Source organism: Azospirillum sp. B4, assembly GCF_000333275.1.
Classification (GTDB): Bacteria; Pseudomonadota; Alphaproteobacteria; order Azospirillales; family Azospirillaceae; genus Nitrospirillum.
The window spans coordinates 1-25,227 of record NZ_BACU01000704.1 but is presented as its reverse complement, the minus strand read 5'-3'; the positions used below and the strand labels follow the sequence as shown (position 1 = coordinate 25,227).

The 25,227-nt window shown below is 65.0% G+C and carries 18 protein-coding genes and 1 pseudogene; 14 read left to right on the top strand and 5 right to left on the bottom strand.

What is annotated here, in order from left to right:
• Window positions 1-267: DUF3833 family protein (locus I55_RS31630; protein WP_044564705.1), on the top strand; the 267-nt coding region annotated here is incomplete at its 5' end.
• 25 nt (window positions 268-292) lie between these two features.
• On the opposite strand, the gene I55_RS31625 is transcribed toward I55_RS31630, so the two are convergent.
• From I55_RS31625 to I55_RS31605, 5 genes and pseudogenes are all read right to left on the bottom strand, one after another.
• The gene (locus I55_RS31625) at window positions 293-1,972 is read right to left on the bottom strand and encodes a methyl-accepting chemotaxis protein (protein ID WP_044564704.1); all 1,680 of its coding nucleotides are present in this window, start codon (window positions 1,970-1,972) and stop codon (window positions 293-295) included.
• A 164-nt stretch (window positions 1,973-2,136) separates the two neighbouring features.
• A complete protein-coding gene (locus tag I55_RS31620; protein WP_252181387.1) occupies window positions 2,137-2,784 on the bottom strand; it encodes a membrane integrity-associated transporter subunit PqiC in 648 nt (215 codons plus the stop codon).
• Between the two features lie 22 nt (window positions 2,785-2,806).
• Complete coding sequence (locus I55_RS31615) at window positions 2,807-4,465, bottom strand: intermembrane transport protein PqiB (protein WP_044564702.1); 1,659 nt, start codon at window positions 4,463-4,465, stop codon at window positions 2,807-2,809.
• Window positions 4,458-5,137, bottom strand: a pseudogene (locus tag I55_RS31610) (paraquat-inducible protein A). The gene I55_RS31615 and the pseudogene I55_RS31610 overlap by 8 nt, the downstream one beginning before the upstream one ends.
• Window positions 5,134-5,802 (bottom strand): paraquat-inducible protein A, encoded by a 669-nt coding sequence (locus tag I55_RS31605; RefSeq protein ID WP_252181386.1) that lies wholly within the window; start codon window positions 5,800-5,802, stop codon window positions 5,134-5,136. The pseudogene I55_RS31610 and the gene I55_RS31605 overlap by 4 nt, the downstream one beginning before the upstream one ends.
• 404 nt (window positions 5,803-6,206) lie before the next feature.
• Here I55_RS31605 and I55_RS31600 point away from each other — a divergent pair, with 404 nt between their 5' ends.
• From I55_RS31600 to I55_RS36595, 13 genes are all read left to right on the top strand, one after another.
• Complete coding sequence (locus I55_RS31600; RefSeq protein ID WP_199902790.1) at window positions 6,207-8,996, top strand: pitrilysin family protein; 2,790 nt, start codon at window positions 6,207-6,209, stop codon at window positions 8,994-8,996.
• 181 nt (window positions 8,997-9,177) lie between these two features.
• On the top strand, window positions 9,178-11,490 hold the full coding sequence (locus tag I55_RS31595) for an ATP-binding protein (protein WP_148294084.1): 2,313 nt from the start codon (window positions 9,178-9,180) through the stop codon (window positions 11,488-11,490).
• A gap of 211 nt (window positions 11,491-11,701) precedes the next feature.
• The gene (locus I55_RS31590; RefSeq protein ID WP_049974701.1) at window positions 11,702-13,024 is read left to right on the top strand and encodes a pentapeptide repeat-containing protein; all 1,323 of its coding nucleotides are present in this window, start codon (window positions 11,702-11,704) and stop codon (window positions 13,022-13,024) included.
• 186 nt (window positions 13,025-13,210) lie between these two features.
• The gene (locus I55_RS36610; protein ID WP_148294083.1) at window positions 13,211-13,456 is read left to right on the top strand and encodes a hypothetical protein; all 246 of its coding nucleotides are present in this window, start codon (window positions 13,211-13,213) and stop codon (window positions 13,454-13,456) included.
• Between the two features lie 318 nt (window positions 13,457-13,774).
• Window positions 13,775-16,168 carry a response regulator gene (locus tag I55_RS31585; RefSeq protein ID WP_049974700.1) on the top strand — a complete coding sequence of 798 codons (2,394 nt, stop codon included), beginning with the start codon at window positions 13,775-13,777 and terminating at the stop codon, window positions 16,166-16,168.
• Window positions 16,169-16,352: 184 nt separating this feature from the next.
• Window positions 16,353-16,712: a response regulator gene (locus I55_RS31580; protein ID WP_159107314.1), complete on the top strand. Its 360-nt coding sequence runs from the start codon at window positions 16,353-16,355 to the stop codon at window positions 16,710-16,712.
• Window positions 16,713-16,922: 210 nt separating this feature from the next.
• Window positions 16,923-17,816: a hypothetical protein gene (locus tag I55_RS31575; protein WP_148294082.1), complete on the top strand. Its 894-nt coding sequence runs from the start codon at window positions 16,923-16,925 to the stop codon at window positions 17,814-17,816.
• On the top strand, window positions 17,753-19,159 hold the full coding sequence (locus I55_RS31570; protein ID WP_049974699.1) for a bifunctional diguanylate cyclase/phosphodiesterase: 1,407 nt from the start codon (window positions 17,753-17,755) through the stop codon (window positions 19,157-19,159). Before I55_RS31575 ends, I55_RS31570 begins: the two co-directional genes overlap by 64 nt.
• Before the next feature lie 257 nt (window positions 19,160-19,416).
• Window positions 19,417-19,647: an RHS repeat domain-containing protein gene (locus I55_RS35240; protein WP_083901595.1), complete on the top strand. Its 231-nt coding sequence runs from the start codon at window positions 19,417-19,419 to the stop codon at window positions 19,645-19,647.
• A 128-nt stretch (window positions 19,648-19,775) separates the two neighbouring features.
• Window positions 19,776-21,833, top strand: coding sequence for a hypothetical protein (locus I55_RS36605; protein ID WP_148294081.1), 2,058 nt, complete (start codon window positions 19,776-19,778; stop codon window positions 21,831-21,833).
• Between the two features lie 17 nt (window positions 21,834-21,850).
• Window positions 21,851-23,032 carry an RHS repeat protein gene (locus tag I55_RS33745; protein ID WP_049974698.1) on the top strand — a complete coding sequence of 394 codons (1,182 nt, stop codon included), beginning with the start codon at window positions 21,851-21,853 and terminating at the stop codon, window positions 23,030-23,032.
• Window positions 23,033-23,130: 98 nt separating this feature from the next.
• Complete coding sequence (locus I55_RS38835) at window positions 23,131-24,444, top strand: RHS repeat-associated core domain-containing protein (RefSeq protein ID WP_159107313.1); 1,314 nt, start codon at window positions 23,131-23,133, stop codon at window positions 24,442-24,444.
• Window positions 24,441-24,938: a hypothetical protein gene (locus I55_RS36595; protein ID WP_148294078.1), complete on the top strand. Its 498-nt coding sequence runs from the start codon at window positions 24,441-24,443 to the stop codon at window positions 24,936-24,938. Before I55_RS38835 ends, I55_RS36595 begins: the two co-directional genes overlap by 4 nt.
• Window positions 24,939-25,227: the final 289 nt, after the last annotated feature.

Sequence of the window (25,227 nt, the reverse complement as noted above, 5' to 3'; positions counted from 1 at the left end):
CGCTATGAGGGGACGGCCGGCGATGTCGTGGGGGTGGCCCGGGGCGTCGCCGCTGGCAACGCCTTCAATTGGGCCTACCGCCTGGACCTGAAGGTCGGCGACGGCACGATGCGCGTCGCCTTCGATGATTGGATGTTCCTGCAACCCGGCGGGGTCATGCTGAACCGGGCCCACGTCACCAAATGGGGCATCGAAATCGGGTCGGTCAGCATCTTTTTCCAGAAGGCGCTGACAGGTACTGCCGCCGCAGCACCGCCACAGGGCTGAACGTCCCGGCCGTCGGGACCGGGGATCAGGCGGCGCGCAGCTTGGCGAAGAAGTCGGCGACGGCCTCCTGCAGGCGGGCCGATTCCTTGGCCAGGCTCTGCGAGGCGCCCAGCACCTGCACCGAAGCGGCGGCGGTTTCCTCAGAGGCCTCGGCGACGGCACCGATGTTGTTGGAGACCAGCACCGTGCCCTTGGATGCCTCGCTCACGTTGCGGGTGATCTCCCGCGTGGCGGCCCCCTGCTCCTCCACCGCCGCGGCGATGACGGAGGTGCCCGCGCCGATATCGCGGATGGTGGACTGGATCTGGCGGATGGCGCTGACCGCGTCCGTCGTTTCCTGCTGGATGGCGGCCACCTGCACGCCGATATCCTCGGTCGCCTTGGCGGTCTGGTTGGCCAGCGCCTTCACCTCGGTGGCGACGACGGCGAAGCCCTTGCCGGCTTCTCCGGCGCGGGCGGCCTCAATGGTGGCGTTCAGGGCCAGCAGGTTGGTCTGGCTGGCGATCTCGCGGATCAGGCTGATCACCGCCCCGATGCGCTGGGCGCCCTCGGCCAGGCCGTTCACGGTGGCATCCGTCTGTTCCGCCTGCCGCACGGCCTCATCGGCAACGGTGGCGGACTGCAGGGCCTGGCGGCTGATCTCCCCAATGGACGCTGTCAGTTCCTCCGTCGCGGCGGCCACGGTTTGCACGTTGGTGGAGGCTTCCTCCGCGCCGGTGGCCACGGCCTGCACTTGCCGGCGGTTGCCGTCGACGATGCTGGTCAGGCGCGCCGCGGTCTGGCCCAACTCCTCCGAGGCGTGGGCGACGAAGTTGACCAGCTCGGTCGAGACCTTGTCGAACTCCTCGATGTGCTGCTCACGCTGACGCACGCGGGCCTCACGCCGCACCTGTTCCTGCCGGGCCTGCTCGGCCAGTTCGTCGGCGCGGATCATGCTGTCCCGGAACACGGCGACGGCGGCGGCCATGCGGCCGATCTCATCCTGACGGTCGGCGCCGGGGATTTGGACGGACAGGTCATGGCCGGCCAGCCGGCCCATGGCGGCCGTCATCGTATCCAGTGGCTTGGACACCAGCTGGATCAAGGCGAAGCCCGCCAGGCCGCCCAGCAGCAGCGACAGGATGATGGCGCCCGCTACCATGTACTTCGCGCTGGTATAGCTGTCGCGGCTGGCCATGGCGGCCGCATCCGCGCCCTTCATGTTGATGTCGGCATCCTGCTTCAGCGCCTGGCGCAGCTTGGTGAAGGTGTCGATCATCTCCCCCCGGAAGGAGGCGACGGCCTCGTCCATCTGGCCGGCATGGGCGGTGGCCAGCAGCTTCTGATGCAAGGCCAGATAACTGGCCCAGAGGCGGCTGATGTCGTCGGCCGCCGCCCGTTCCTCACCGGCGCCGATCAGGGGCTGATACGCGGTCCAGGCCTTGTCATAGTCGGCCAGGGTGGCGGCGAAGCGCTTTTCCACCTCCTCCCGCATGGCCGGTTCCTTGACCAGCAGGTAGGAGCCTTCGAGCGATCGGAACCGTTCCGTCGCCTGCACGATCTGCCCGATGGTCCGGGTGGAGGGCAGCCAGTTATCGCGGATATCCATGGCCGATGCGTTCATGCGCGCCGCCTGCAGCATGGAGACCAGGCCCAGAACCAGGGTGATGGCCAGAACGGCGCTGAACGCCAAGATCACCTTATGGCGGATGGACAGGTTCTTCATAGGTCTTAAGGCTCCTCGGCCAAGTCCGGGGCGCCGACCCGTCAGGGGAAAGACTATTAGAAGGGCGACGCCATCACGCCGGATACTCCGCCAGGCACGTTAAGGAACCGTAAACTATAAGACCTATGCTATCGGCTAGGAGACTTCTCTTTCAGCCACCGGCATCAGCCCGGCTCCCCGGCGCAGCGCGGGGGTGGGGCACCCGCTGGCGCCTGGTCCAGTCGCGCCAGGCTGTCGGCGACCGCCGCGGCCAACTGCGCGGCTCCGTTGGACAAGGCGGCGGCCGCGGCGTCGGGGGTGGCGGCGGCGACGGGGACGCTGAAGCCGGTGCGACAGGTTGACGCGGCCCCCTGGGGCAGGCGGCGCATGGTCCAGCTGCCATCCACCACGGCGGTGCCGCCAAGGGTGGCGTCGAAGCGTTCAATGCGCAGCGCCAGCCTATATTGCGGCGGGCCGTTGGGGGCCGGCGCCACGGGCGCCTGGTAGATGTCGGTGGCGCGCAACCGCTGCCACAGGGCGTTGGCCAGCGTCAGGCGCATCTCATCCGCCACTGGGGCCGCCCAGCGGTCCTCGTCTCGCACGTCCAGCCGGCCGGCGGTGTCGGTCAGCACCAGTTGGGTACGGTTCAAGCGCTCCGGCACCGTGACGGGCAGCACCTCCACCAGCACCCGGGCGCTGCCGGTGGCCGGCGGGCCGTCCGGCTGCGGCGCCAGGGCATGGTAATGCAGGGGGGTGGACCCGCCGCAGCCGGCCAGCAGGGCCAGGCCGGCGAGGGCGGCGAGGGGGCGGGTGCGGCGGGGAGGGGGCGGCATCACCATCGTTCGTCCTTGTCCTTCACTCATCCTTGCGGCCGCGCACCAGTGATTCCGGGTGGCGTTCCAGGCTGTCGCTGAGCGCCTTCAGCGAGCGGGTGGCGTCCATCACGCCCTTCAGCGCCTGGCGGGCGTCCTGCTGCAGGGGCGCGTCGGGGGCGACGCTGGCTTGGGTGGCGGCCAGGGTCTGTTCCATCTGCTTCAGGCTGTCGCGGATCTCCGGCAGCACGTCGCGGTCGGCATGCTGCACCAGCTGGTCGATATGGCGGGTGGCGGAATCCACGCTGGCCAGCGCGTTGCGCGCGTTTTCGCCGATGGCGTCGAAGGGGATCTTGTCCAGCTTGGACACGATCTCCTGCACCTTCTGGTACAGCTCCTCCAGGTCTCCGGGCACGGTGGGCAATTCCACCGGGTCGGTGGTGGGGTCGAACCGCGCCGGCGGCGCCTTGGGCATGAAGTCCACCGCCACGTACAGTTGGCCGGTCAGGAAGCTGCCGGTGCGCAGCTGGGCGCGCAGGCCGTGGTTCACCAAATTCGCCAAGCGCTGCATCCGGGCGGCGCGGTCGCTTTCCGGCGGGAGCGTCTGTTCGAACGAGGCCAGCCGATCGGGGAAGATGTTGACCATCACCCGAGAGGTGAAATCCTGGCTGGCGGGATCATAGTCGATGCCCACCCCGGTGACGTTGCCGATCTCAACCCCGCGGAAGTCCACGGGCGCCCCCACGGACAGCCCGCGGATGGACTGGTGGAAGCGCATCACCATGGCGACGTGATAGCCCTCCGGTGCCTTCAGCGCATCGGCATGGTTGGCGGCCAGCCAGAACTGGCTGCCGGCCGCCGCCGGGGTCATGGGTGTGTCTGGCGGATCCTCGAAGGCGATGCCGCCCATCAGGATGGTGGCCAGGGCCTCGGTATCCACCTTGAGCCCCGAGGCGTCGATGCGCACATCCACGCCGCTGGCGTGCCAGAACTTGCTGTCCCTGGTGATGAAGTGATCGTAGGGCGACTTGATGAAGACATGCAGGGTGATGTGGCGCCCGTCCTCATCCAGGGTGTAGCGCTCCACATGGCCCACGGGGATGCGCTTGTAGTAGACGGGGGACCCAGCCGCCAGAGAGCCGATGTCGTCGGTGTGCAGCACATAACGCTGGCCCGGCACGTCGGAGGCCACCACCGGCGGATCCTCCAGTCCGGTGAAGTCCTTGCGCGGGTTGTCCGACTTGCCGGCGTCCACGCCGATGTAGGATCCGGAGAGCAGGGTGTTCAGGCCGGAGACGCCGGTCTCGGCGAAGCGCGGGCGCACCACCCAGAAGCGGCTGTCGTCGACGGCGAAGCCCTTGGCGTCCTTCGTCAGCTCCACGGTCACCAGCACGCGGGCATGGTCGTCGGTCAGGGTGACGCCCTTCACCTCACCGATGTCCACGGCCTTGAACTTCACCTTGGTCTTGCCCGGTTCGATCCCGTCGGCGGTGAGGAAGCTGATGGTGACGCTGGGCCCTTTCATCCATACCGTCTTCACCACCAGGGTCAATCCCACGATGGCGGCGATGGCCGGGATCAGCCAGACCAGCGAAGGGATCCAACGGCGGCCCGAATCCACCACGGGCTCCGGCAGGTTGTCCGGCGTTCCCCTCTGAGGGGCTTCCCTGGACGGCGCGTCTTGGGGCGGTGTGTCAGCCATGGCGGTTTCCAGCGGCGGGACGCCGCGCCGGATGGGCGCGGTCCCAGATCATACGGGGGTCGAAGCTGTGGGCGGCCAGCATGGTCAGCACCACGACGGCGCCGAAGGCGGCGGCGCCGGGACCGGCCTGGATGACGGCCAGGCCCCGGAAATGGACCAGGCCCACCATGAGGGCCACAACGAACACGTCCAGCATGGACCAGCGGCCGACGAACTCCACCACGCGGTAGAGGCGCGCGCGCTGATCGGTGCGGCTGCGGGCGCTGCGGTGGATGGTGATGGCCAGGGTGCTGAGCGCCCCTAGCTTCAGCAGCGGGACCAGGATGCTGACGGTGAAGAACAGCACGGCCAGCTCCGGGAGCCGGTGGTCCAGAAATAAATGATGCCGGACAGGATGGTGTCGTTTTGGGTGTTGAGCAGGGTGGATGTCTGCATCACCGGGAAGACGTTGGCCGGGATGTAGAGAATGGCGGCGGCGATCAGCAGCGCCCAGGTGCGCGACAGGCTGTCCACCTTGCGTGGGTGCAGCCGTCCGGCGCAGCGGGGGCAGCGCAGTCCTCCGTGCGCCCGGATGCCGCCGGCGGCGCTGTCCCGGCACACCAGGCGGCAATGGGGGCAGGCGACCAGGCCAGCCTGCGCCGCGGTGATGACGGAGTCACGGCCGGCGGTCATGGATGCGCCGCCTGCCGGCCGCCGCGCCGGCTTGCGCGGTGCCGCTTTGACATGGCCGGCGTGACGATGGCGCGCCGTCCCGCCCCCCACAGCGTGTGCAGGTCCATGGACAGGATGATGGCCAGCAGGACGGTCAGCAAACCGAAGGCCCACAGCGCGATGCCGGGCACCACCGTGGACATGTTGGACAGTTTCACCAGGGCGACGACGATGCCCAGCATGAAGACCTCGATCATGCCCCAGGGGCGCAGGGCTTGCAGAAAGCGCAGAAGGGGGGCGAAGGCCGGGGCCGGGCGTCCACGCCGTATCATCAGCAACAGGGCCAGCAGGGCGCCCATGTCGACCAGCGGGAACAGCTGGGTGGTGGCGAAGACCAGGACCGCCACGATCTCCCGCCCCTCCCGCCACAGGGACAGCACGCTGCCGATCAGCGTCGCGCTGTTGCTGCGCCCCTGGATCTGCAGGTCGACGATGGGGAAGCAGTTGGCGATGAGGTAAGTCAGGATGGCCGCCAGCACCAGCGCCAGCTGGTGATCCAGATCCAAGTACGAACGGCGGTACAGCACGGCGTGGCAGCGCACGCATCGCGCCTTGGTGCCGGGCGCCAGGTCACGCCGCTCGTGCAGGGCGTCGCATTCGGGACAGGCGACCAGGGATTCGCTCACGGGGGGGCGCCAACTCGTCATCGTGGTTCAGCCCCGGTGCATGGCCGGGGCCGCGTTCCCTTTATCGTGGGCGGGTCGCCACCGGCGCGATAGCCCGGCTTCCTGAATAGCACCATAGGACAGGATGGCACGGGGTGGGGCCCTTTTTTGGGGAGGCCGGTCGATGTAGTCGTTCTGCAACGAATAGGCATATTGTTGGGCACGCGCCGCCCGGCCGTATCGCCCGCGCAGCCTGGGGCGTCCCCAACCGCCTTGAGGGGCCGCCCGGAGGGGCGGTCCGGAGGGGGTGCGCTGATTAATTCCCTGCCCAGACAATGCGCCCTCGTGCACACTGCGTGCGCGGCCGTACCGCCCCCGCGAGGGAAAGGCGGATGGGCGTGTTTCGTGGCAAGAAAGGGACGATTTTGGCTTCTGGTAAGACTTGGCTGGCGGCAGCGCTGGCCTCCGGCTGCGCCCTGTCCGCCCTGGCGGCACCCCTTCTGATCCCCGTGCCGACGGTTGCCGCCGAGGTGCGCGCGGCCGGCGCGACCGCCAAGACGTCCCTGCCGGCGCCGGTGGCCAACGTGGAGGGCATCACCGAATACCGCCTGGCCAACGGCCTGCGCGTCCTGCTGTTCCCCAGCGAAGCCAAGTCCACCATCACCGTCAACGTCGTCTATCGCGTCGGCTCGCGCATGGAGAGCTATGGCGAGACGGGCATGGCCCACCTTCTGGAACACCTGATGTTCAAGGGCACGCCCACGCACCAGGCCATCCCCCAGGAGACGCAGAAGCGTGGCTTCCAGAACAACGCCACGACGGCGGAGGACCGCACGAACTATTACGAGACGTTCGACGCCCGTCAGGACTACCTGGACTGGGCCTTGGCTCTCGAGGCCGACCGCATGGTCAACTCCTTCATCGCCCGCAAGGACCTCGACAGCGAGATGACGGTGGTTCGCAACGAGATGGAGATGCGGGAGAACAATCCCGTCGGCATCCTGATGGAGCGCATGCACTCCGCCGCCTACCTCTGGCACCATTACGGCCATTCCACCATCGGCGCCCGGTCGGACGTGGAGAACGTGGATATTGGCCATCTGCAGGCCTTCTACCACCGGTATTACCGCCCGGATAACGCCACCCTGGTCATCGCGGGCAAGTTCGACCCGGCCAAGGCCCTCGCCAGCGTGCGGGCCACCTTCGGCAAGCTGAAGAATCCGGCCGAGGCGCTGCCGCCGGAATACACGGTGGAACCGGCGCAGGACGGGGAACGGTCCGTCACCCTGCGCCGGGTGGGCGACACCGGCTATGAGGGGCTGGCCTATCACATTCCGGCCGCCACCCATCCCGACAGCGCCGCCCTCTCGGTCCTGTCCTTCGTCCTGGGCAGCGTGCCGTCCGGGCGCCTGCACAAGGCGCTGGTGGAACAGAAGCTGGCCACGGCGGTGTCCGCCTCGGCGGAGAAGCGGCTGGACCCCGGCCTGGCCCTGGTGCTGGCGGAGGTGCCCAAGGGGGGTGATGCCGCCAAGGTGCTGGATGTCATGACCGGCATCGCGGAAGGCGTGCACGACCACCCCATCACCGATGAGGAGGTCGACCGGGCCAAGACCCGCATCATGAAGAATTACGACCAGCTGATGGACAATCCCAACGGGGTGGCCCTGACATTGACCGACAGCATCGCGCAGGGCGATTGGCGGCTGATGTTCCTGGGCCGCGACCGCATCGCCGCCGTCACGACCGCGGACGTGCAGCGGGTGGCGGAGACCTATTTCCGCCAGGCCAACCGCACCGTGGGCCATTACATCCCCAGCGCCCAGCCGGAGCGGGTGGACATCCCCGCCGCCCCCGCCGCCGCGACCCTGGTGCAGGGCTACAAGGGCCGGGAGCAGGGGGTGGCCGATACCCTGTTCGACAGCACGCCCGCCAACATCGAGGCGCACACCCAGCGGCTGGATCTGGCGGACGGCGGCAAGCTGGCCATGTTGGCCAAGCCGTCGCGGGGCCAGGCGGTGAACCTGCTGATCCGCCTGCGCTATGGCGACGACGCCAGCCTGACGGGCAAGGACGCCCCGGGCGAGGCGGTAGCCAACCTGCTGACCAAGGGCACGGCCAAGCACAGCCGCCAGCAGATCGCCGACATGCTGGACAAGATGAAGGCCAGCCTCGGCGTCTCCTCCGGCACGCAGCTGGTCAGCGTGGCGGTGCGCACCGATCGCGCCCACATCGCCGAGGTCATGGGCCTGGTCGGCGAAATCCTGCGGGAGCCGGCCTTCCCGGCGGATGAGTTCGAACAGTGGCGGGCCGCCACCATCGCCGATCTGGAATCGTCCAAGACCGATCCCCAGGCCTTGGCGACCAGCGCCTTCGATCGGGCCTTCGACACCACGCAGCCGGACCATCCCGGCCATATCGACACCATCGACGACTGGATCGCCAAGATCCGGGCGCTGAAGCTGGAAGACGTGAAGGCCTTCCACCGCGCCTTTTATGGCGCCCGGTTCGCCCAGGTGGCGGTGGTGGGTGACTTCGACGCCGCCGCCATGCCGCAGCTGGTGCAGGGTGTCCTGGGAGGCTTCGCCGCCCCCCAGGGCTTCACCCGCATTCCCGAGACGCCGGCGCAGATCGCCGGCCTGGACCAGGTGATCGAGACGCCGGACAAGGCCAACGCCATCCTTTTGGCGGGCCTGCCCCTGGCCCTGAACGAGGATGACGCGGACTATCCCGCCCTGCTGATGGCCAATCGTATCCTGGGCGGCAGCACCCTGCATTCCCGCCTGGGCGACCGCGTCCGCCAGAAGGAGGGGTTGTCCTACGGCGCCGGTTCCGCCCTGTCGGCCGGATCCATCGACAAGGTGGGGCGCCTGACCTTGCAGGCCATCGCCGCCCCGCAGAACGTGGCCAAGGTGAAGACGGCGTTTGGCGAGGAACTGGCGCGCCTGGTCCGTGACGGCGTCACCGATCAGGAATTGGCGGAGGCCAAGAGCGGCTTCCTGGATCAGGTCCACATGGGCCGCACGGACGATGGTCGTCTGGCCGGCCTGTTGGCCAGCAATCTTTACCTGGGCCGGACCATGGCCTGGTCGACGGAGATGGAGGCCAAGGTCAAGGCGCTGACGGCGGCTCAAGTCACGGCGGCGCTGCGGGCCCGCATCGATCCGGCCAAGCTGTCCTACTTCCGGGCCGGGGATTTCGCCAAGGTCACCAACTGAGGCGGAGCCGGCCGGCGGCGGCGGACGTCTCGTGAATACCCACCTAGTCATGGCCGCCGGGCCGGGGTAGCTTGGCGGCCTTTGGGGGATCGGGTTGATTCAGGGACAGGGTCGGAAACGCGCGTGGGGCCTACCGCCGCGCCGGTTTCTGGCGGCCGGTCTCTGGCGAAGGAATGAAGACGTGGCGGATGGCGAGGACGTCGGCCCCCGCGGGGGTGTAGCTGGGGGAGTTGCGGCCACGCTGGCCACGCCGGCCGGCGCGCGCACCCCACCCACGCCGCGAGCCTCCTCCCTGGGTGTGCGCGGGCGGCTGCTGTTGGCCGCCGTGGCGTTGCTGCTGCCGCCGCTGCTGGGTGGCGCCTTGCTGTTGGGGGGCGCCTACACCCGTGAGCGGCGGGTGGCGGAGCGGCACCTGGATGAAACAGCGCACATGGTGGCCTTGGCCGTGGACCAGCAGCTAGGCCAGAGCCAGGCCTATCTCAGGGCGCTGATCGCCTCGCCAGCGCTGGCCGCCGGCGACGTGGCGGCGCTGGAGGCGCAAGCCAGGGCTATCAATCTGCCCAAGGGCTACTGGTTCCGCCTTGCCGCTGCCACTGATGGCCGGGTGCTGATGAACACGGCCCTGCCGCCGGGAACGCCGCTCAGCGGCGGCCAGCTGGGGCCGAACCTGCGGGCGACGCTTGAGTCCGGCCGGAGCAGGGTGGGCACGTTGTTCAACAGCCCTGTCACCAACCAGCAGGCCATCGCTCTGCATGAACCGGTCTTCCGCGACGGTACCCCCGTCTACATCCTGTCACTGATCATGCCTTCCACCGAGTTCACGCAGTTGCTGACGGAACAGCAGCTGCGGGCCGGATGGATTGGCGCCGTCGTCGACCGCTCCGGCGTCATCATCGCCCGGACCCGGGACCCTGACCGTTATGTTGGCCAGAAAGCACGGCCGGAGTTTGTCGAGGCCTATGCGGAGCTGACCTCCGGCCGTATGCCGGGAGTGTCGCTGGAAGGAATACCCACCCTGGTGTCCTTCCGTCGGACGCCCAGCCAGGACCTCACGGTGGCGATCGCCGCCCCGCGGGACGAATTGGGGCGCGAGGCCTGGCATGGCTTACTGTGGGCCCTGACCGGCGCGGTCGCCCTGTTCGCCCTGGCCATGGGCCTTGCCCTGCGTTTGGCGCGCGGAATCACTTACCCCGTTGAGCAGCTGGCGGCGCGTGCGGCCGCCCTGGGGCGGGGGGAGGCGGTCCCCGTCGACGGGCTGGGCTTGGCCGAAGCCGACGCCGTGGCTCTGGTTCTGGCCGACGCCGGCAAACGTCTGGCGCGATCCAGCGCCGAGTTGGAGGAGAAGGTGCGCGCGGCCGTGGCGGAGGCGGAAAGCGCCAACACCGCCCTGTTCCAGGCGCATCGCATGGAGGCGGTGGGGCGGCTGACCGGCGGCATCGCCCATGACTTCAACAACCTGCTGCAGGCGGTTTCCGGGTGTCTGGACATGCTGGCGCGCCGGGCGGCGGATGACCGCAGCCGCGATTTGATCCGCGCGGGCATGCAGGCCATCGACCGGGGTGCGGGGCTGACCCGTCAGCTGATGGCCTTCGCCCGGCGCCAGGCGCTGCGGCCGGAGCCGGTGGATGTGGCCGAGCTGGTGCGCGGCATGCGCCAACTGCTGACGCATGCGCTGCGGGCGGACATCGCGCTGGAGATGGTTCTGCCCCAGGGATTGTGGCCGGCCATGGCCGACAGCGCCCAGCTGGAGCTGGCGCTGCTGAACGTGGCGGTGAACGCCCGCGACGCCATGCCCAACGGTGGCGTCCTGCGCTTCGTGGCGGAAAACGTGCAGTTGTCGCCGGACCATACGGAGGAGGGGCTGAAGGGCCAGTTCGTGCGCCTGGCCATCACCGACACCGGGTCGGGCATCGATCCCGCTGTTCTGCCCCATGTCTTCGAGCCCTTTTTCACGACCAAGGATGTGGGCAAGGGGTCTGGCCTGGGCCTGTCGCAGGTCTACGGTTTCGCGCGGCAGTCAGGTGGGACCGTGCACCTGGACAGCGTGCCAGGGGTGGGCACGACCGTCACGCTGTTCCTGCCCCGCTCCGCCACCGAGCCCCGCCGTCCTGTGCCGGCGATGGAGACGCGTCACGACGACCGGGCGGAAAGCCGCACCGTGCTGGTGGTGGAGGATGACGCGACGGTCGCCGCCACCGTCGCCGCCAGCCTGATGGAGCAGGGGTTCACCGTGCTTCAGGCGTCGCGCGCCGACCAGGCCCTGGCCATGCTGCAGGACGGTGATCCGATCGACGTGCTGTTTTCCGACATCGTGATGCCCGGCGGCATGAATGGGGTGGAACTGGCGAAGGTGGCCAGATTGTTGCGGCCGGACGTGGCCGTGCTTCTGACCACCGGCTATGCGGAAAACCTGCCGCCTCTGGAAGGCATGCGTCTGTTGCCCAAACCCTATCGCATGGACCAGTTGCTGGAGGCGCTGGACGCCCTGCGCTGACGCCCCCGCCCTCATTCCGCGCGGCTTTTGCCCATTCGGATTTTGGGGGGCCTTCAGCTTCCATTAACCCCGTGCCGCCCATACTCAGGACTGGCGGCGCGACCCGCCATATTCCAGGGACTGGCCCGGGTGGCCGTCCACCGGGGACCGGCGGCCCTCCGCTCTCATGTTTCCGGTTTGCGTGGTTCCCCGGTCGCGAGCGGATGGCTTCATGTTCGGCGCCCAGCAGTTGGCCCAAATCCTTGATGATCACGACCGTTGGCTGGCTGCCAAGCCCGGTGGACGTCGTGCCAATCTGGCGATGCATATCCTCCGTGGCGCCAATCTCTCGCATCGCAACCTGTCGCGGGCCGTGATGGCCGGGGCTGATCTGTCGGATGCCATCCTGGCCGGTTGCCGGCTGGAGGGGGCTGATTTCCATGGCGCGGACCTATCCAATGCCGACTTGACGGAGGCTTGCCTGGTCGCGGCGGATCTGCGCGGCTGCGCCTTGCGGGGCGCCTTGCTGGATCGGACGGACCTGCGCGGTGCTGACTTGCGTTCCAGCGACATGCTGATTCCGGTGCCGTCGGCGCCGGCGACCGATGATGGTGGGGCGGGGGACGGCACCTCGGGCGGCGGCATCGTCTTTCGCCAAGCCCATCTGGGGCGCGCGCTGCTTGTGGGCGCCCGGCTGTCCGGCGTGGTCATGCTGGAGTGCGACGTCACCGGCGCGGTGCTCAGGGGCGCGGACCTGCGGGGTGCGGACCTCACCGGTTCCGTCCTCAGAGGCGTGGACCTGACGGGTGCCGATCTCAGCCAAGCCAACTTGACCGCCACCCGTCTCGGCGGCGCCCTGCTGGCAGGGACCCGCCTGGATGGCGCCTGCTTCGCCGGTGCGGACCTGATGGGCGTGGAATTGGATCACTGCGATCTGTCAGGCGCCCTGCTGGATGAGGCCCGCTTTTCCCGGGCTCTCGATTCGCTGGCTCTGGACATGCGCCATCGTGTTTACGAGCACGAACGTTGGATTGACAGCGGTGGCAGCCGGGGTGCGCGGGCGGAACTGGACGGGGCCTTCCTGGAGGGTGCCGACCTGCGCGGGGTGCGCCTGTCCGGCGCCAGCTTGCGGGGGGCACGGCTTCGGGGCGCCTTGCTGGCCGGGGCGGACCTGACCCTGACCGACCTATCGGGCGCCGACCTGGCGGACGCCAGCCTGCGCGGCGCCATCCTGCGGGGCGCGGCCCTTGGGCATGCCTGTCTGGTGGCGGCCGACTTGGCCGACGCGCGACTGGACGCGGCGGATATCCTTGAGGCCGGCGGCCGTTCCAGCGGCCGATCCTGGCCCGCCGACCTGTCCGGCGCCGACTTGGCGCGCGCCAGCTTGTGGCGCGCCCATTTGCAATACGCCAATTTCACGGGCGCCGATCTGCGTGGCGCCGATCTGGGGCAGGCGGACACCACCGGTGTGCGCTTTGCCCATGCGCGCCTGGATGGGGTCGTTGGGCTGGACCGGACCTTTCCGGCATCGCCGCCGTCCATCCGGGTTGGCTGAGCGATTACGATTTTGCCAGCCGCCCGAAACCCTCGTTCCCGGTCATGGTTCTGACAGACTCTGACTTTACGCTCGGCCGCTATTACTCCCCCAAACCGCATAGGCCGAATTAATGGGCGCTAAACGAGGCGTCTTTGATTACGGTCCCCCTATCACGTGTCCATTAGAAGCGGGTGGGAGCTCTAGATGAACGATCGACTAAAGCCGGAATTGCGCGAACTGGCGGTCAAGATCGCAACATCCTATGCGCGTTCTAATTCTGTGAGTGTCGAGGCGTTGCCTTCGGTCATCGTCATGGCCTATCAGGCGCTGGAGGCGTGCATCGCCCCGCCGCCACCCCCGCCGCCAGAGCCGCCGAAGCGTGGCCGCCGGGGTGCCAAGGCGCCCACCAAATCCGCGGGTCGCGGTCGCGGCAAGTCGGCGGGCCGCTGATCGCGCTTGATCTCGGGCATGGCTGTTCCGCCGTCCCATGACGTTTCTGTCCCGAATCGACCGCTGATTTGAGCGCGGCTGGATTGGGCGCGCCCTGTCATGTACAGTGGCGTGGACACGCATGGGGGCTGCGGGCCTTCCCTTGGTGTTTGGCTCAATCACGCAGGTACCGGTATCAAGACGGTGCCCCGTTGAGCTATCGTGGGGGAATCTTCAATTCAGCGGCATGAAGGTGCCGGTGCGTCGATCCATGGCTGTGACCAGCGGTTCCAAACAATTACCAGCCGTGATGGCCCGTCGCCTTGAATCAGGGCGGCCATGACCACGGACCTCGATTCCCTGTTCATGACGGAAGATGCCCCGGTGGTCCGGACGCCGGAGCTGCCGCCTTGGCCCATCCTCGTTGTTGACGATGACGAGGAAGTACACATCATGACCCGGCTGGTCCTCAGCCGCCTGACGTACAAGGGCCGTCCGCTGGAACTGTTGACCGCCCGGTCGGCGGCGGAGGCGGCCAGCATCCTGACCCGGCGGGATGATGTGGCCGTGGCGCTGCTGGACATCGTCATGGAAACGGATGACGCCGGCCTGGTGCTGGCGCGCCGCATCCGCGAGGAATTCGACAACAACGATGTGCGCATCGTGCTGCGCACCGGTCAGCCGGGTCAGGCCCCGGTGCGCGACGTCATCGTCAATTACGATATCAACGACTACAAGGCGAAGACCGAACTCACCTCGGAAAAGCTGTTCATCACCATCATCACCGCGTTGCGGTCCTACGACAACATCCGCACGGCGCGCGAGGCGCAGAGCGCCAGCCGGCTGAAATCCAGCTTCCTGGCGACGATGAGTCATGAGATCCGCACACCCATGAACGCGGTCCTGGGCATGCTGGAACTGATGTCCCATACCGGTCTGGACGATGACCAGATGGAGATGCTGTTCACGGCGCGGGACGCTGCCGGTACCCTGCTGCGCATCATCGACGACATCCTCGATTTCTCGAAGATCGAGGCCGGGCGCATGGACATCGAATGCCATCCCGTGGCGCTGGGCCCCCTGGTGGAAGGGGTGGCGGACATGTTGGCCGCCCAGGCGCGCAAGCGTTCGTTGGACCTGCATGTGCACATCGACCCGGCCATCCCCGAATTACTGATGGGCGATCCGCTGCGCCTGCGCCAGGTGCTGTACAATCTGACGGGCAACGCCATCAAGTTCACGGAGAAGGGGGGCGTCACCCTGTCGGTGCGTTGTCTGGCCGGTTCGGCGCCGGGCCGTTGCCGCGTGCGCGTCGCCGTGCAGGACACCGGCATCGGCATCGCGGAGGATGTGCAGAAGCAGCTGTTCCAGCCTTTCACCCAGGCGGAAAGCTCCACCAGCCGGCGTTTCGGCGGCACGGGCCTGGGCCTCTCCATCAGCCGACGCCTGGTCGACCTGATGGACGGCCGCATTGGCCTGGACAGCGCGCCGGGCCGGGGCTCCACCTTCTGGTTCGAGATCGACTTGGCCGTGGCGGAGGAGCAGCCGGTGGCCGCTCCCCAACCGGCCCTGCCGTCGCTCGCCGGTCTGAATGTCCTGGTGGCGGCGGAAACCCAGGCCCTGCGTGACACGGTCGCCTGCTATATAGAAGCCGCCGGTGGCCGCGTGGCGGGCGAAGGCCAGCCCTGGAACGTGGCCGTCGTCATTCCCCGGCCGGGCGACGTGTGGCCCGACCTGCCGGCGGGCAAGCCGGCGGTCCTGGTGGCGGCGGCGGATTCGGTGCGGCCGGCGGGCCTGCCGTCCGGCACGGTGCAGATCGGACGCCCGGTGCGCCGCGTGCCGCTGATCCGGGCGGTGGCCTCGGCGGCGGGGCAGGAGACGGCGGCCCGCGCCACCGCGTCCCCCCTGCGCCAGGGGCGGGGGGAGCCACCTCCAACAGAAATCGCCATGGCGCAGGGGCGTCTGGTGCTGGTGGCGGAGGACCAGCCGGTCAACCAGATGGTCATCCGCCGTCAGCTGTCATTGCTGGGCATCGCCGCGGAGATCACGGAGGATGGCAGGCAGGCATTGGCCGCCTGGCGCTCGGGCCGCTTCGGCCTGGTGCTGACCGACTGCAACATGCCGGAGATGGATGGTTTCGAACTGACTGCCGCCATCCGCGAGGCCGAGGCCGGCACCGGCCTGCGCACCCCGATCATCGCCCTGACGGCCAATGCCATGGCGGGCGAATCCCAGCGCTGCCTGGCCGCCGGCATGGACGGTTTCCTGGCCAAGCCGCTGGAATTGGAACGGCTGGACCGATGTCTAACCCAGTGGCTGCCGCCTATTCCCGACCTTGCTCCGGCGGAGGGGCCGGCCGCGGCGGAGAAGGATGCGGTGGAGAAGGGTGCGGCGGCGGACGGGAATGCGCCGCTCAACCTTTCCCACACGCTGGAGTTGTTCGGCGCGCTGGATAATGAAGCGCGGGCCTTTCTTCAGGATTTCCTGGACGCTGCACGGCCCTTGGCCGAGGGCGTGGCCCAGGCATTCGACCAGGATGACGTCGACCTGGCGCGGCGTGACGCCCACGCCCTGGCGGGTGTGGCGAAAAGCGCCGGCGCGGAGATTCTGGCCCGCGTGGCGGACCGAGTGGAAGATGCCCTGGTGAAAGGGAATCAGCGGGAGGCGCGGCAGGCCGCAAAGGCTCTTCCTCCGGCGCTTCAACAGGTTGCCGGCGCCATCGCCGCTTTATAAGAAGACGTTCCTGAAAATTTCTGCCTATACTATATCTGTACTCCGGGAGCGACGGTCCTGGTGGACAACAAGCGAGGCGTATTCATTCCGCGTTAAAGTTAAAATTGTTTGGAATTCAGAGGGCCGGGCGGCTGTTTGGGGATGGCAAATGGGGGCGATTTCATTCAACTTCCGCAGCGCCCTGGTGATCGAGGACCAAAGTTTCATCCGCGGCGTCGTGGTTCGTATACTGCGCCAGCTGGATTTCGGGACGGTGATGGAGGCGGAGGACGGTTCCTCCGGCCTGAACGTGGCGATGGAGCGGCGGCCGGACGTCATTGTCGCCGACATCGACATGGCCCCGGTGGATGGGTTGACCTTCCTGCAACACCTGCGGGCGCGCGAAACGCAGGGCTATCATATTCCGGTGATTTTTCTGACCAATCGCGCGGACAAGGTGACGGTGCTCAAAGCCAGGGACTTGGGTGTCGACGCGTTCATCGCCAAGCCCGTGACCTTGGTGAGCCTGCGCGAGAAACTGCAAGTGGTGATGGCGCGGCGTTAGAGCGGAACGCGATCAGGTGGAATCACCTGATCGTGTAAATCCGCTCTATCATGAATAGGTTACGAGCGGGATGCGATCACACGTGATCGCATCCCGCTCTAGGCTTGGCCGCGAGATCATGCGGCTGACGGACGGAAAACGGATGACATCGGTGGGTGAGGGACGCGAAAACGGATGGACGCCGGCGGCAAGGCCGGCGAAAGGCGCGTCGTGACCAAACCCGCCCCGCTGGCCAGCCGCTTGTTCAGCTTCCATCCGTCCCGTCGGCTGTCCGCCTGGTGGATGCGGCGTGTGCGCCAGCAGCGGGCGCTGCGGCGCCATCAGCTTAACGTTGCGTTTTGGCGATCCCTGGCGGCGCGCCAGTCAGCCCTCGCCCTGCTGTCCGCCGTCGTCATCGGCGGTGTCCTATCGCTAATCCAGGGGGTGGGACAGGCGGAGCGGGAACGGGCGAAGTTCACCCATGCCGGCCGCATGGTCATGGATCTGGTGGAAAGCACGGCCAGCGCCGCCGTGTGGAACCTGGATCCGGACCTGGCGTCGGGCCTGGTTCGATCGGTGCTGGCCATTGATGGCGTCCGCTCCATCCGCCTGGTCGAGGCGCCGGACCGGGTGCTGGCCACGGGCGCGCACGACGCGCCGCCAGCGGACGAGGGAGGATTTTGGCGCGGCTGGCTGTCTGGTTCCCGCTTCACGTCGGTCTTTCAAGATCTGGCGCAGACCCAACGGCTGCTCTACCGCCCGTCCAGCGGTTCCCATACCGGGCCCGTCATCGGCCGGCTGGAGCTGGAAATGGACACCAGCCGGGCGGCGGCTGATTACGCCGCCTTCATCCGCACCACGGTGCTGGGCGGCCTGGTGCGCGACCTGGCGCTGGGCGTGGTGCTGGCCTTGCTGCTGCACACCTTCCTGACCCGGCCGTTGCGCGCGGTGGGGCTGGCCATCGCCCGCGTCGATCCTTCCCGCGCGGGGGCCGCCCGCTTGCCGGATTTTCCCCGTCAGGCGGATAATGAACTGGGCTATCTGGTCCGCCGATTCAATGAGTGGTGGTTCTGCTGGACCGCAGCCGCTCCGACATGGAGCAGTTGGCAACCCATGACGTGCTGACCGGCCTGCCCAACCGCCTGCTGTTGCAGCGCCGGCTGGATGAGGCGCTGAAGCGCCGGGAACAGCGTGCCTATAATCCCGAACTGGCGGCGCGGGAGGGGGGCCCGGGCCGCACCGCCGGGCCCGGCGGCATCGCCGTGTTTTTCCTGGACCTGGACCGCTTCAAGCATGTGAACGACAGTCTGGGCCACGATATCGGCGACCGGTTGTTGAAGGCCGTGGCGACACGGCTGCGCGATTGCATCGGCGCCGACGACATGCTGGGCCGCCTGGGTGGGGATGAATTCCTGGTGGTGACGGAAGAGGCGTTTGAGGCGGTGGACGCCGCCGTTCTGGCCGAGCGCCTGCTGAAAGCGCTGGAGGCGCCGCTGATGGTGGAGGGCGGGCATTTGCTGCACGCCGGCGCCTCCATTGGCGTGGCGCTGGCCAGTGATGGCGCCGACGACGCCAGAACCCTGTTGCGCCAAGCGGATACCGCGCTCTACGCCGCCAAGTCGGCCGGCCGGGCCCAATACCGGTTCTTCTCCCGGGAGATGAGCGAACGGGCGGAAAACCGCCTGAGCACCGAGGCCAACCTGCGCCAGGCCCTCAGCATCGGGTCGTTCGAGCTGTACTTCCAGCCCAAGGTGCGCGCGGCCGACCAGGCTCTGGTGGGGGCGGAGGCGCTGGTGCGCTGGAAGCACGACGGCCAGCTGGTGCAGCCCGGCGCCTTCATGACCGTGGCCGAGGACAGTGGTCTTATCACGGAACTGGGCAGCTGGGTGCTGGAACAGGCCATCCGGGAGGCGACGCACTGGACCAAGCTGCTGCCCGACTTCCACATCGCCGTGAACGTTTCCGCCCGGCAGATCATCGCCCCTGGATTTATCGAGCGGGTACGCGATTGCCTGTCGCGCAGCGGCGTGCCCGCCGACCGCATCGAGATCGAGGTGACGGAAAGCGTCATGGTGGACAGCGCCCGCTCGCTGGAGGTGCTGTGGCGCCTGAAACGCCTAGGCGTGCGCATTGCCGTGGATGATTTCGGCACCGGCTTCTCCTCGCTGTCCTATCTGCGCCAGATGCCCATCGACACGCTGAAGATAGACCGGACCTTCGTGCAGGACCTGCCGCGCGACAGCGCCATCGCCGCCATGATCCTGACCCTGGGCGCCCGCCTGGGCCTGGAGGTGGTGGCCGAGGGCGTGGAGCGGGAGGAGCAGCTGGCCTGGCTGGTGGCCGAGGGCTGCCCCGTCGTCCAGGGCTTCTTCATCGCCGAACCCATGCCCGCCCGCCAGCTGGAAGCGCGCTTCCTGCATCCCCTGCTGATGGCGCGGGAGGACGAGCGCGAGGGGCGCAGCGCTTAGGGTTGGGTTATGGGGCGGTCCCGTGGCCGCAAGCGGCCGACGTCGACTGCATCAATATTGCATATAACATTGGTGGCAATGATGTTGACGGCATCACCCCAAGGGGGATAGCCTGAATAAACTTGGGGTCGTGATCGCCTTCAGCGTTATCGCTAAAAAAGCGCGGTCTGCTGAAGACGCGGATCATAAATAAGATGGCGGGGGCCATGGGGCGACGGTTCGTTGTCGGTTAGTGTCTCGGGGCGGCCGTTGCCGCAATGACGGTGGTAGTGGGGTCGGCTCATGCTAGCGGCATTACCTACAAGTATGACGCCCTGGGGCGCGTGACCTCCGTGACATATCCGGATAATTCCACGATTTCATATACCTATGATGCGGCGGGCAACCGGACGACGGTCGCCTTCGCCGGAACAAAGGGCGGCACGTTCGCGCCCCAGGCGGTGATCGTGTTGCCGCTTCTGGGTGGCTTCGTCCTGCCCATTCCATAAGACGTCTGCCCATGTCTGGGTTGTGGCCCCAACGCTGGACGGGAATCATCGTCCAGTGGTGCCGGCAGGGCGGCCGGGTCCGTCAATAAATACAGAATGATAATAGTAGGGATGAATTGGAGTCGGATGTGCTGAGCCGGATCAAGTGCAGGATCGCCCGCACGCATGAGAACGCCGCTGATTGGGTGGCATGGTCCCGGACGGGGCGCCTGGTGTCGAGATGGGGGCTTTACATCGCCCTTTTGGCGTTGCTTGGTGCGACAATGCCCGTCCTGTCGCGAGCCCAGACACAGCCGGCCTACTCCCCCGTGATCATTCAGGCGCCTCAGGTTGATACGGTCGATGAAAACCATGTCAGCGTGATGACCGGCAAGCTGCATTTCTCCATCCCTGCCCTCAGTCTCGGTGATGTTTCATTTGCGCCCACCACGGTGGCGGGACTGCATTTTGAATATGGCGGCATGATCGCCGACAACAATATGGGCTACATAGAGATGTGTAAGCCGGCCACGGGATACCCCGCATATGGCGGGGTTTTCACGTGCACGTCACCATCGGCCGCCCCTTCCCTGCAGGTCATCCATGGAGAGGAGCGGGCGATTTTCGTGCTCAATACCACGACGGGAGTATACACGCCGGCGTCAAGTGACGGGTCCGGCTTCACCGACAATGGAAATGGCACGTGCACGTGGACCAAGCGCGACGGAGCCCAGATTATCTATGTGGGCTTTCATGTTTCGGGCAATCCGCTTTGTCAGAGCAACAATATTTCAAAAATCAACTATCCGGATGGCAGAATTCTTACGTACTACTATTATGGCTCATTCTCGACAGCGAATGTGAATGGCCAAAGCCCCATCCTTTCGATCGCGTCGAATGCGGGCTATCTTCTCAAATACAATTATTCATCAACGCCGACGTTTGGCGGTGAATCCAGTGTGACCGCTATCAATCGCGCCTATGAAAGCTGTGATCCGGCGGCCCCGTCCTGCACGTTGACGCATGCCTGGCCGACGGCAACCTTTTCATGGCAACTCAAAACCATGAGCGTGTCCGATGATTTTAAGTCCCTGGGGATAGGGTATAATCCCTATCAGCATTACATATTCACCATAACGGATCAGGGGGCGAGAAATTACGTCTTCGAGCTCGATAGCTACACTCGCGTTATTTCCTATCAACCTCCGCAAGCAACGGTCCCGCTTTATTTTTATTCTTTGTGCTCATTGTTGAGCGACGGCAATACGCTGCGGAATTGCTTCGGCAGGGCAACCTGGAATTGGGCGCAAAGCCCCCCCGATCCAACGGCGGATACGGTGCCACCCCTGTTCGACATGGTGAGCAGTTCGACAAGGAATGGCCAGACGTGGACTTATGGGTTCAGCACCATGTTGAGGGGCTATCCCGCACCCGCCGAATGGACGCACGGCATTCAATCTCCCCAGGGCCCGGGAATGAGCGCGTGGGGTAATGCCACACCGGGCACCGAAGTAGCCTACCAGCTTGGCCCCGTTGCAAGAGTTACCGCGTATGACGGGACCGTGTACGGGTATGAGGGCAGCTGGCGGAATTACGTCTCCTCTATGACGACGCCATTGGGCAAAAGGACGAGCTACAAATACGACGGTCGCGGCAACCTCCAGACTGTCACCGAGACACCCTATTCCGTCAGTGGATCAAGCGCGTCAACGATCACCCGATCGGCGACCTATCCAGATTCCTGCGGGTTCATCGTTTCTTGCAACAAGCCGACAGCGGTTGTTGATGGGAACAACAACCAGACGGACTACACCTATTACGATACCACGCATGGTGGGGTGAAGACGATGACCGCACCTGCCGTGAACGGCGTGCGGCCGCAGACGCGTTACTTCTATGCCCAGCGGCGGGCCTGGTACCGTAACACAGGTGGCACAATGACGCCCGAAGCCAACTACATCTGGGTGTTGACTTCCACCAGTGTGTGCAAGACGGGGGCGGCGTCGGGTGACGGCTGCGCCAACCCTGGTGACGAAATCCGAACCACCTATGACTACGGGCCCGACAGCGGCCCCAACAACCTGCTGCTGCGCGGCGTTGTGGTGGATGACGGCGGCCTGTCGCTGCGCACCTGCTACACCTACGACATGTACAGCCGCAAGATCAGCGAGACCAAGCCTCGCGCCGGCCTGGGCAGCTGCTCGTGAGCGGGGGAATGACGATCATGACGCGCATCGCCCACACCCTCCCGATCATCGCCGGCCTGCTGGCCCTGGCCATCGCCCCGCAGGTGCGGGCCCAGGCCAGCGCGCAGGCCTATACCACCGCCTATCGCTATGACATGGGCAACCGGGTGGTGGGGATCATCCAGCCCAGCGCCAATGGCTCGGCGCGCTATCCCGCCGTGCGCAACAGCTATAACGCCCAGGGCAACCTGACGAAGGTGGAGACGGGCTACCTGACCGCCTGGCAGCCGGAGACGGTCGCGCCCGCCAACTGGTCAGGTTTCACCGTGGTGCAAGAAGTGGACATGGCCTATGACGCCAACGGCAACAAGGCGTGGGATGCCCTCATGGCCGCCGGCACCATCCAGCACCTGACCATGTACAGCTACGATCAGTATGACCGGCTGACCTGCACGGCGGTGCGCATGAACGCGGCCTGGTTCGGCCAGGAAGTCGACGCTTGCAGTATCAAGCAGGTCAATGGCAGCGACGGACCCGATGGACCTGACCGCATCACCCGCAATACCTACGACAGCCTGAACCGGGTGACGGTGGTGACACGGGCCTATGGCGTCACCACCCAGAACGGCTATCCCACCACCCTGCAGCAGGACTACGCCACCTACACTTACACCGCCGATGGGATGAAGGCGACGGAGCAGGACGCCAACGGCAACCGGACGACCTACGCCTATGACGGGCTCAACCGCCTGTGGAAGTGGCGCTTCCCATTGCCTAACGCCACGCCTGACGCCACTGAGAAAAGCTCGACGACGGATCTTGAGCAGTACGGCTATGACCAGAACGGCAATCGGACCAGCCTGATCAAGCGTGACGGGTCCACCATCGGCTATAGCTATGACGCCTTGAACCGTCCGGTCACCACCACCTATTCCGGCACGGCCACGCCCAACGTCACCAATAGCTATGACCTGCTGGGCCGGATGACACAAGCAGCGTCGGCGGCGCAGACGATCGATTACCAGTATGACAATGCTGGGCGGGTGACATCGGTGGCGGCCGGTGGACGCACGCTGGGCTACGGCTATGATGCCGATGGCAACCGCATCTCGCTGACCTATCCCGGGTCGGTAACGATATGGACCGACTATGACGGGTTGGAACCGCCCCATAACCATCCGCGAGAATGGCGGCGCCACGCTGGCCGCCTATGCCTATGACGATCTGTCGCGGCGCACGACGGTGACCTGGGGCAACGGTACCTTGACCAGCTACGACATATGCGCCGGAATCCGCCATCGGCCATCTGACGCACGATGTGCTGGGAACGGCCAAGGACGTCACCTGGGCCTTCACCTACAACCAGGCTCGGCAGATCACCAATACTGACATCAGCAATCCCGGATACCTGCCGACGCTATCTGCGGTGAGCAACACGTATGGCGTGAATGGCCTGAACCAGTTGACAGACGTCAATAGCGCAGGCCTCGGTTACGACCGTAATGGCAACCTGACATCCGGCAGTGGCTGGACCTTCGGCTATGACGCCGTCAACCGCCTGATCTCTTCCGGCGCCCCCGGTATATCGTCCAGCTATGTCTATGACCCGCAAGGGCATCGTATCGCGAAGACGGCCAACGGTACGCCAACCAGCTATTTGTATGACGGTCCCAATCTGGTGGCGGAGTACGACGCCGGCGGCAACCTTCTGCGACGCTATGTCTTCGGGCCTGGGGTGGACGAGCCGCTGGTGGTCTACACCGGTGGTGGCACGGGTACCAAGCAGTGGTTTTACCGTAACTGGCAAGGTAGTGTGGTCGGGCTGGGAGAGAGCAACGGGGAGATCCTGCCGTCCAACACCTACAGCTACGGCCCTTATGGTGAGCCTGGAACCACCAACACCAGCAGCCTGTTCCGCTATACGGGCCAGGTGTACGATCCTGAGACCGGTCTCTATCACTACAAGGCGCGCGCCTATTCGCCGGCCCTGGGGCGGTTCCTGCAGACGGATCCGGTTGGGTATAAGGATAATATGAATATTTACACTTATACTCAAAATGATCCTGTTAATTTCTTAGATTCAAATGGGCGAGAGCTTGTGCCGGTGTATGTAAATGGTGGAAACTCCAAACAATATAATGAGATATTAAAGTATATGAGCGGGACATCTGAATTTAGAGAAAATTTTTCTCAGCTTTCAAAATCAGAAAAGAAATATGTGGTAAGAATTGATCCGAAGATCAGGGATGGTTATGATCCGGATAACAGAACAATAATAGTTAATCCTACGCAAGGTTTAAAATTGAAAGATGGTTCTATTCAGTCTCCCGCGATGGGGGCTGGACATGAATTTGACCATGCGGCTAGAGATGACGCCGACCATGGTCAATATATGCAAGATCGTCAGAACGAAAAATTAGGAAGTTTTTTCCAGAATGAGGATGGGATAGAGGTTTTAGTAGGATCTTCAGCGGAATCAATCGATGAAGTTAAAGCATTGGATGCCGAGGGAAGGATGGCCAATAAGCTGCATGAACCTACGAGAAAAAGCCATAAAGATGGGGAATTTATCACCGTTCCATCCCCAACTACTTCTTGTATTTCAACCGTTAACGCGTTGCCTTGCAAATGAGTGTTCTAATAAATTGGAAAAATAGTGCCGTTGCCGCCACAATAATGGTGGCAATTTCCATTATGTACGCCTGCCGAGCAAATAGCATAGATGAAATAAATGACCAAGTAATGTCAAAAATTATAATTGAAAGCTCCATTCAAGATGCGAACGAAATCATTGTATATCATTCTCCGGAGCGCCTTATGGGGCGTGTCGGATTATCTAGAGAGACTGTGTCCCAAAATTGGATTGCAATGATGTCGTACCGATGCAATTTACCATGCATTCTTGAAAAGAAAAATATTATAAATTTTCTTTCGTTGGGCATCAAGACTGAAGTTGTGCCAAAAGGTGATGTCGCAACTCTGATTGTCTTTAAAGAAGACGATAAAGAGCTGATCAGGATATATGGACACTGGTCTGGACACGCAATCACGATTGGAAATGACAATTTCATATTGAGAGAATCGTTGACAGAGTATTTGGAGACACATTCTCCATTTCAGTGGTGATTTTATAAAAATCAAGTAAAACGCGTTATAAATTCCGAAAATTCCAGATTTAATGAGATTCAATTTATGCGAAACTGTCGTTCCTTAACACGTGCCTTTTGGGTTAGGGCATCAGGCCTTGAGCATATCGGCGGCTGTCGCTTGGGTAATTGCTCACGGGGTCGGCGAAAAGGGGTGCGGTGGGGACGGGAATATGGTCAACGTTTGGATGGAAAAGCCATCCGCCTACCGCCTTAGCGACGCTGAGAAAGACGCCCTGATTCCGACCGCTTCCTGGCGGCGACCCAGG

What these genes read in the sequence shown, in the direction of transcription:
- I55_RS31625 (WP_044564704.1), bottom strand. Translation starts at nt 1,972, where the DNA reads ATGAAGAACCTGTCCATCCGCCATAAGGTGATCTTGGCGTTCAGCGCC.
- I55_RS31620 (WP_252181387.1), bottom strand. Translation starts at nt 2,784, where the DNA reads ATGCCGCCCCCTCCCCGCCGCACCCGCCCCCTCGCCGCCCTCGCCGGC.
- I55_RS31615 (WP_044564702.1), bottom strand. Translation starts at nt 4,465, where the DNA reads ATGGCTGACACACCGCCCCAAGACGCGCCGTCCAGGGAAGCCCCTCAG.
- I55_RS31590 (WP_049974701.1), top strand. Translation starts at nt 11,702, where the DNA reads ATGTTCGGCGCCCAGCAGTTGGCCCAAATCCTTGATGATCACGACCGT.
- I55_RS36610 (WP_148294083.1), top strand. Translation starts at nt 13,211, where the DNA reads ATGAACGATCGACTAAAGCCGGAATTGCGCGAACTGGCGGTCAAGATC.
- I55_RS31585 (WP_049974700.1), top strand. Translation starts at nt 13,775, where the DNA reads ATGACCACGGACCTCGATTCCCTGTTCATGACGGAAGATGCCCCGGTG.
- I55_RS35240 (WP_083901595.1), top strand. Translation starts at nt 19,417, where the DNA reads ATGACGGTGGTAGTGGGGTCGGCTCATGCTAGCGGCATTACCTACAAG.
- I55_RS33745 (WP_049974698.1), top strand. Translation starts at nt 21,851, where the DNA reads ATGACGCGCATCGCCCACACCCTCCCGATCATCGCCGGCCTGCTGGCC.
- I55_RS36595 (WP_148294078.1), top strand. Translation starts at nt 24,441, where the DNA reads ATGAGTGTTCTAATAAATTGGAAAAATAGTGCCGTTGCCGCCACAATA.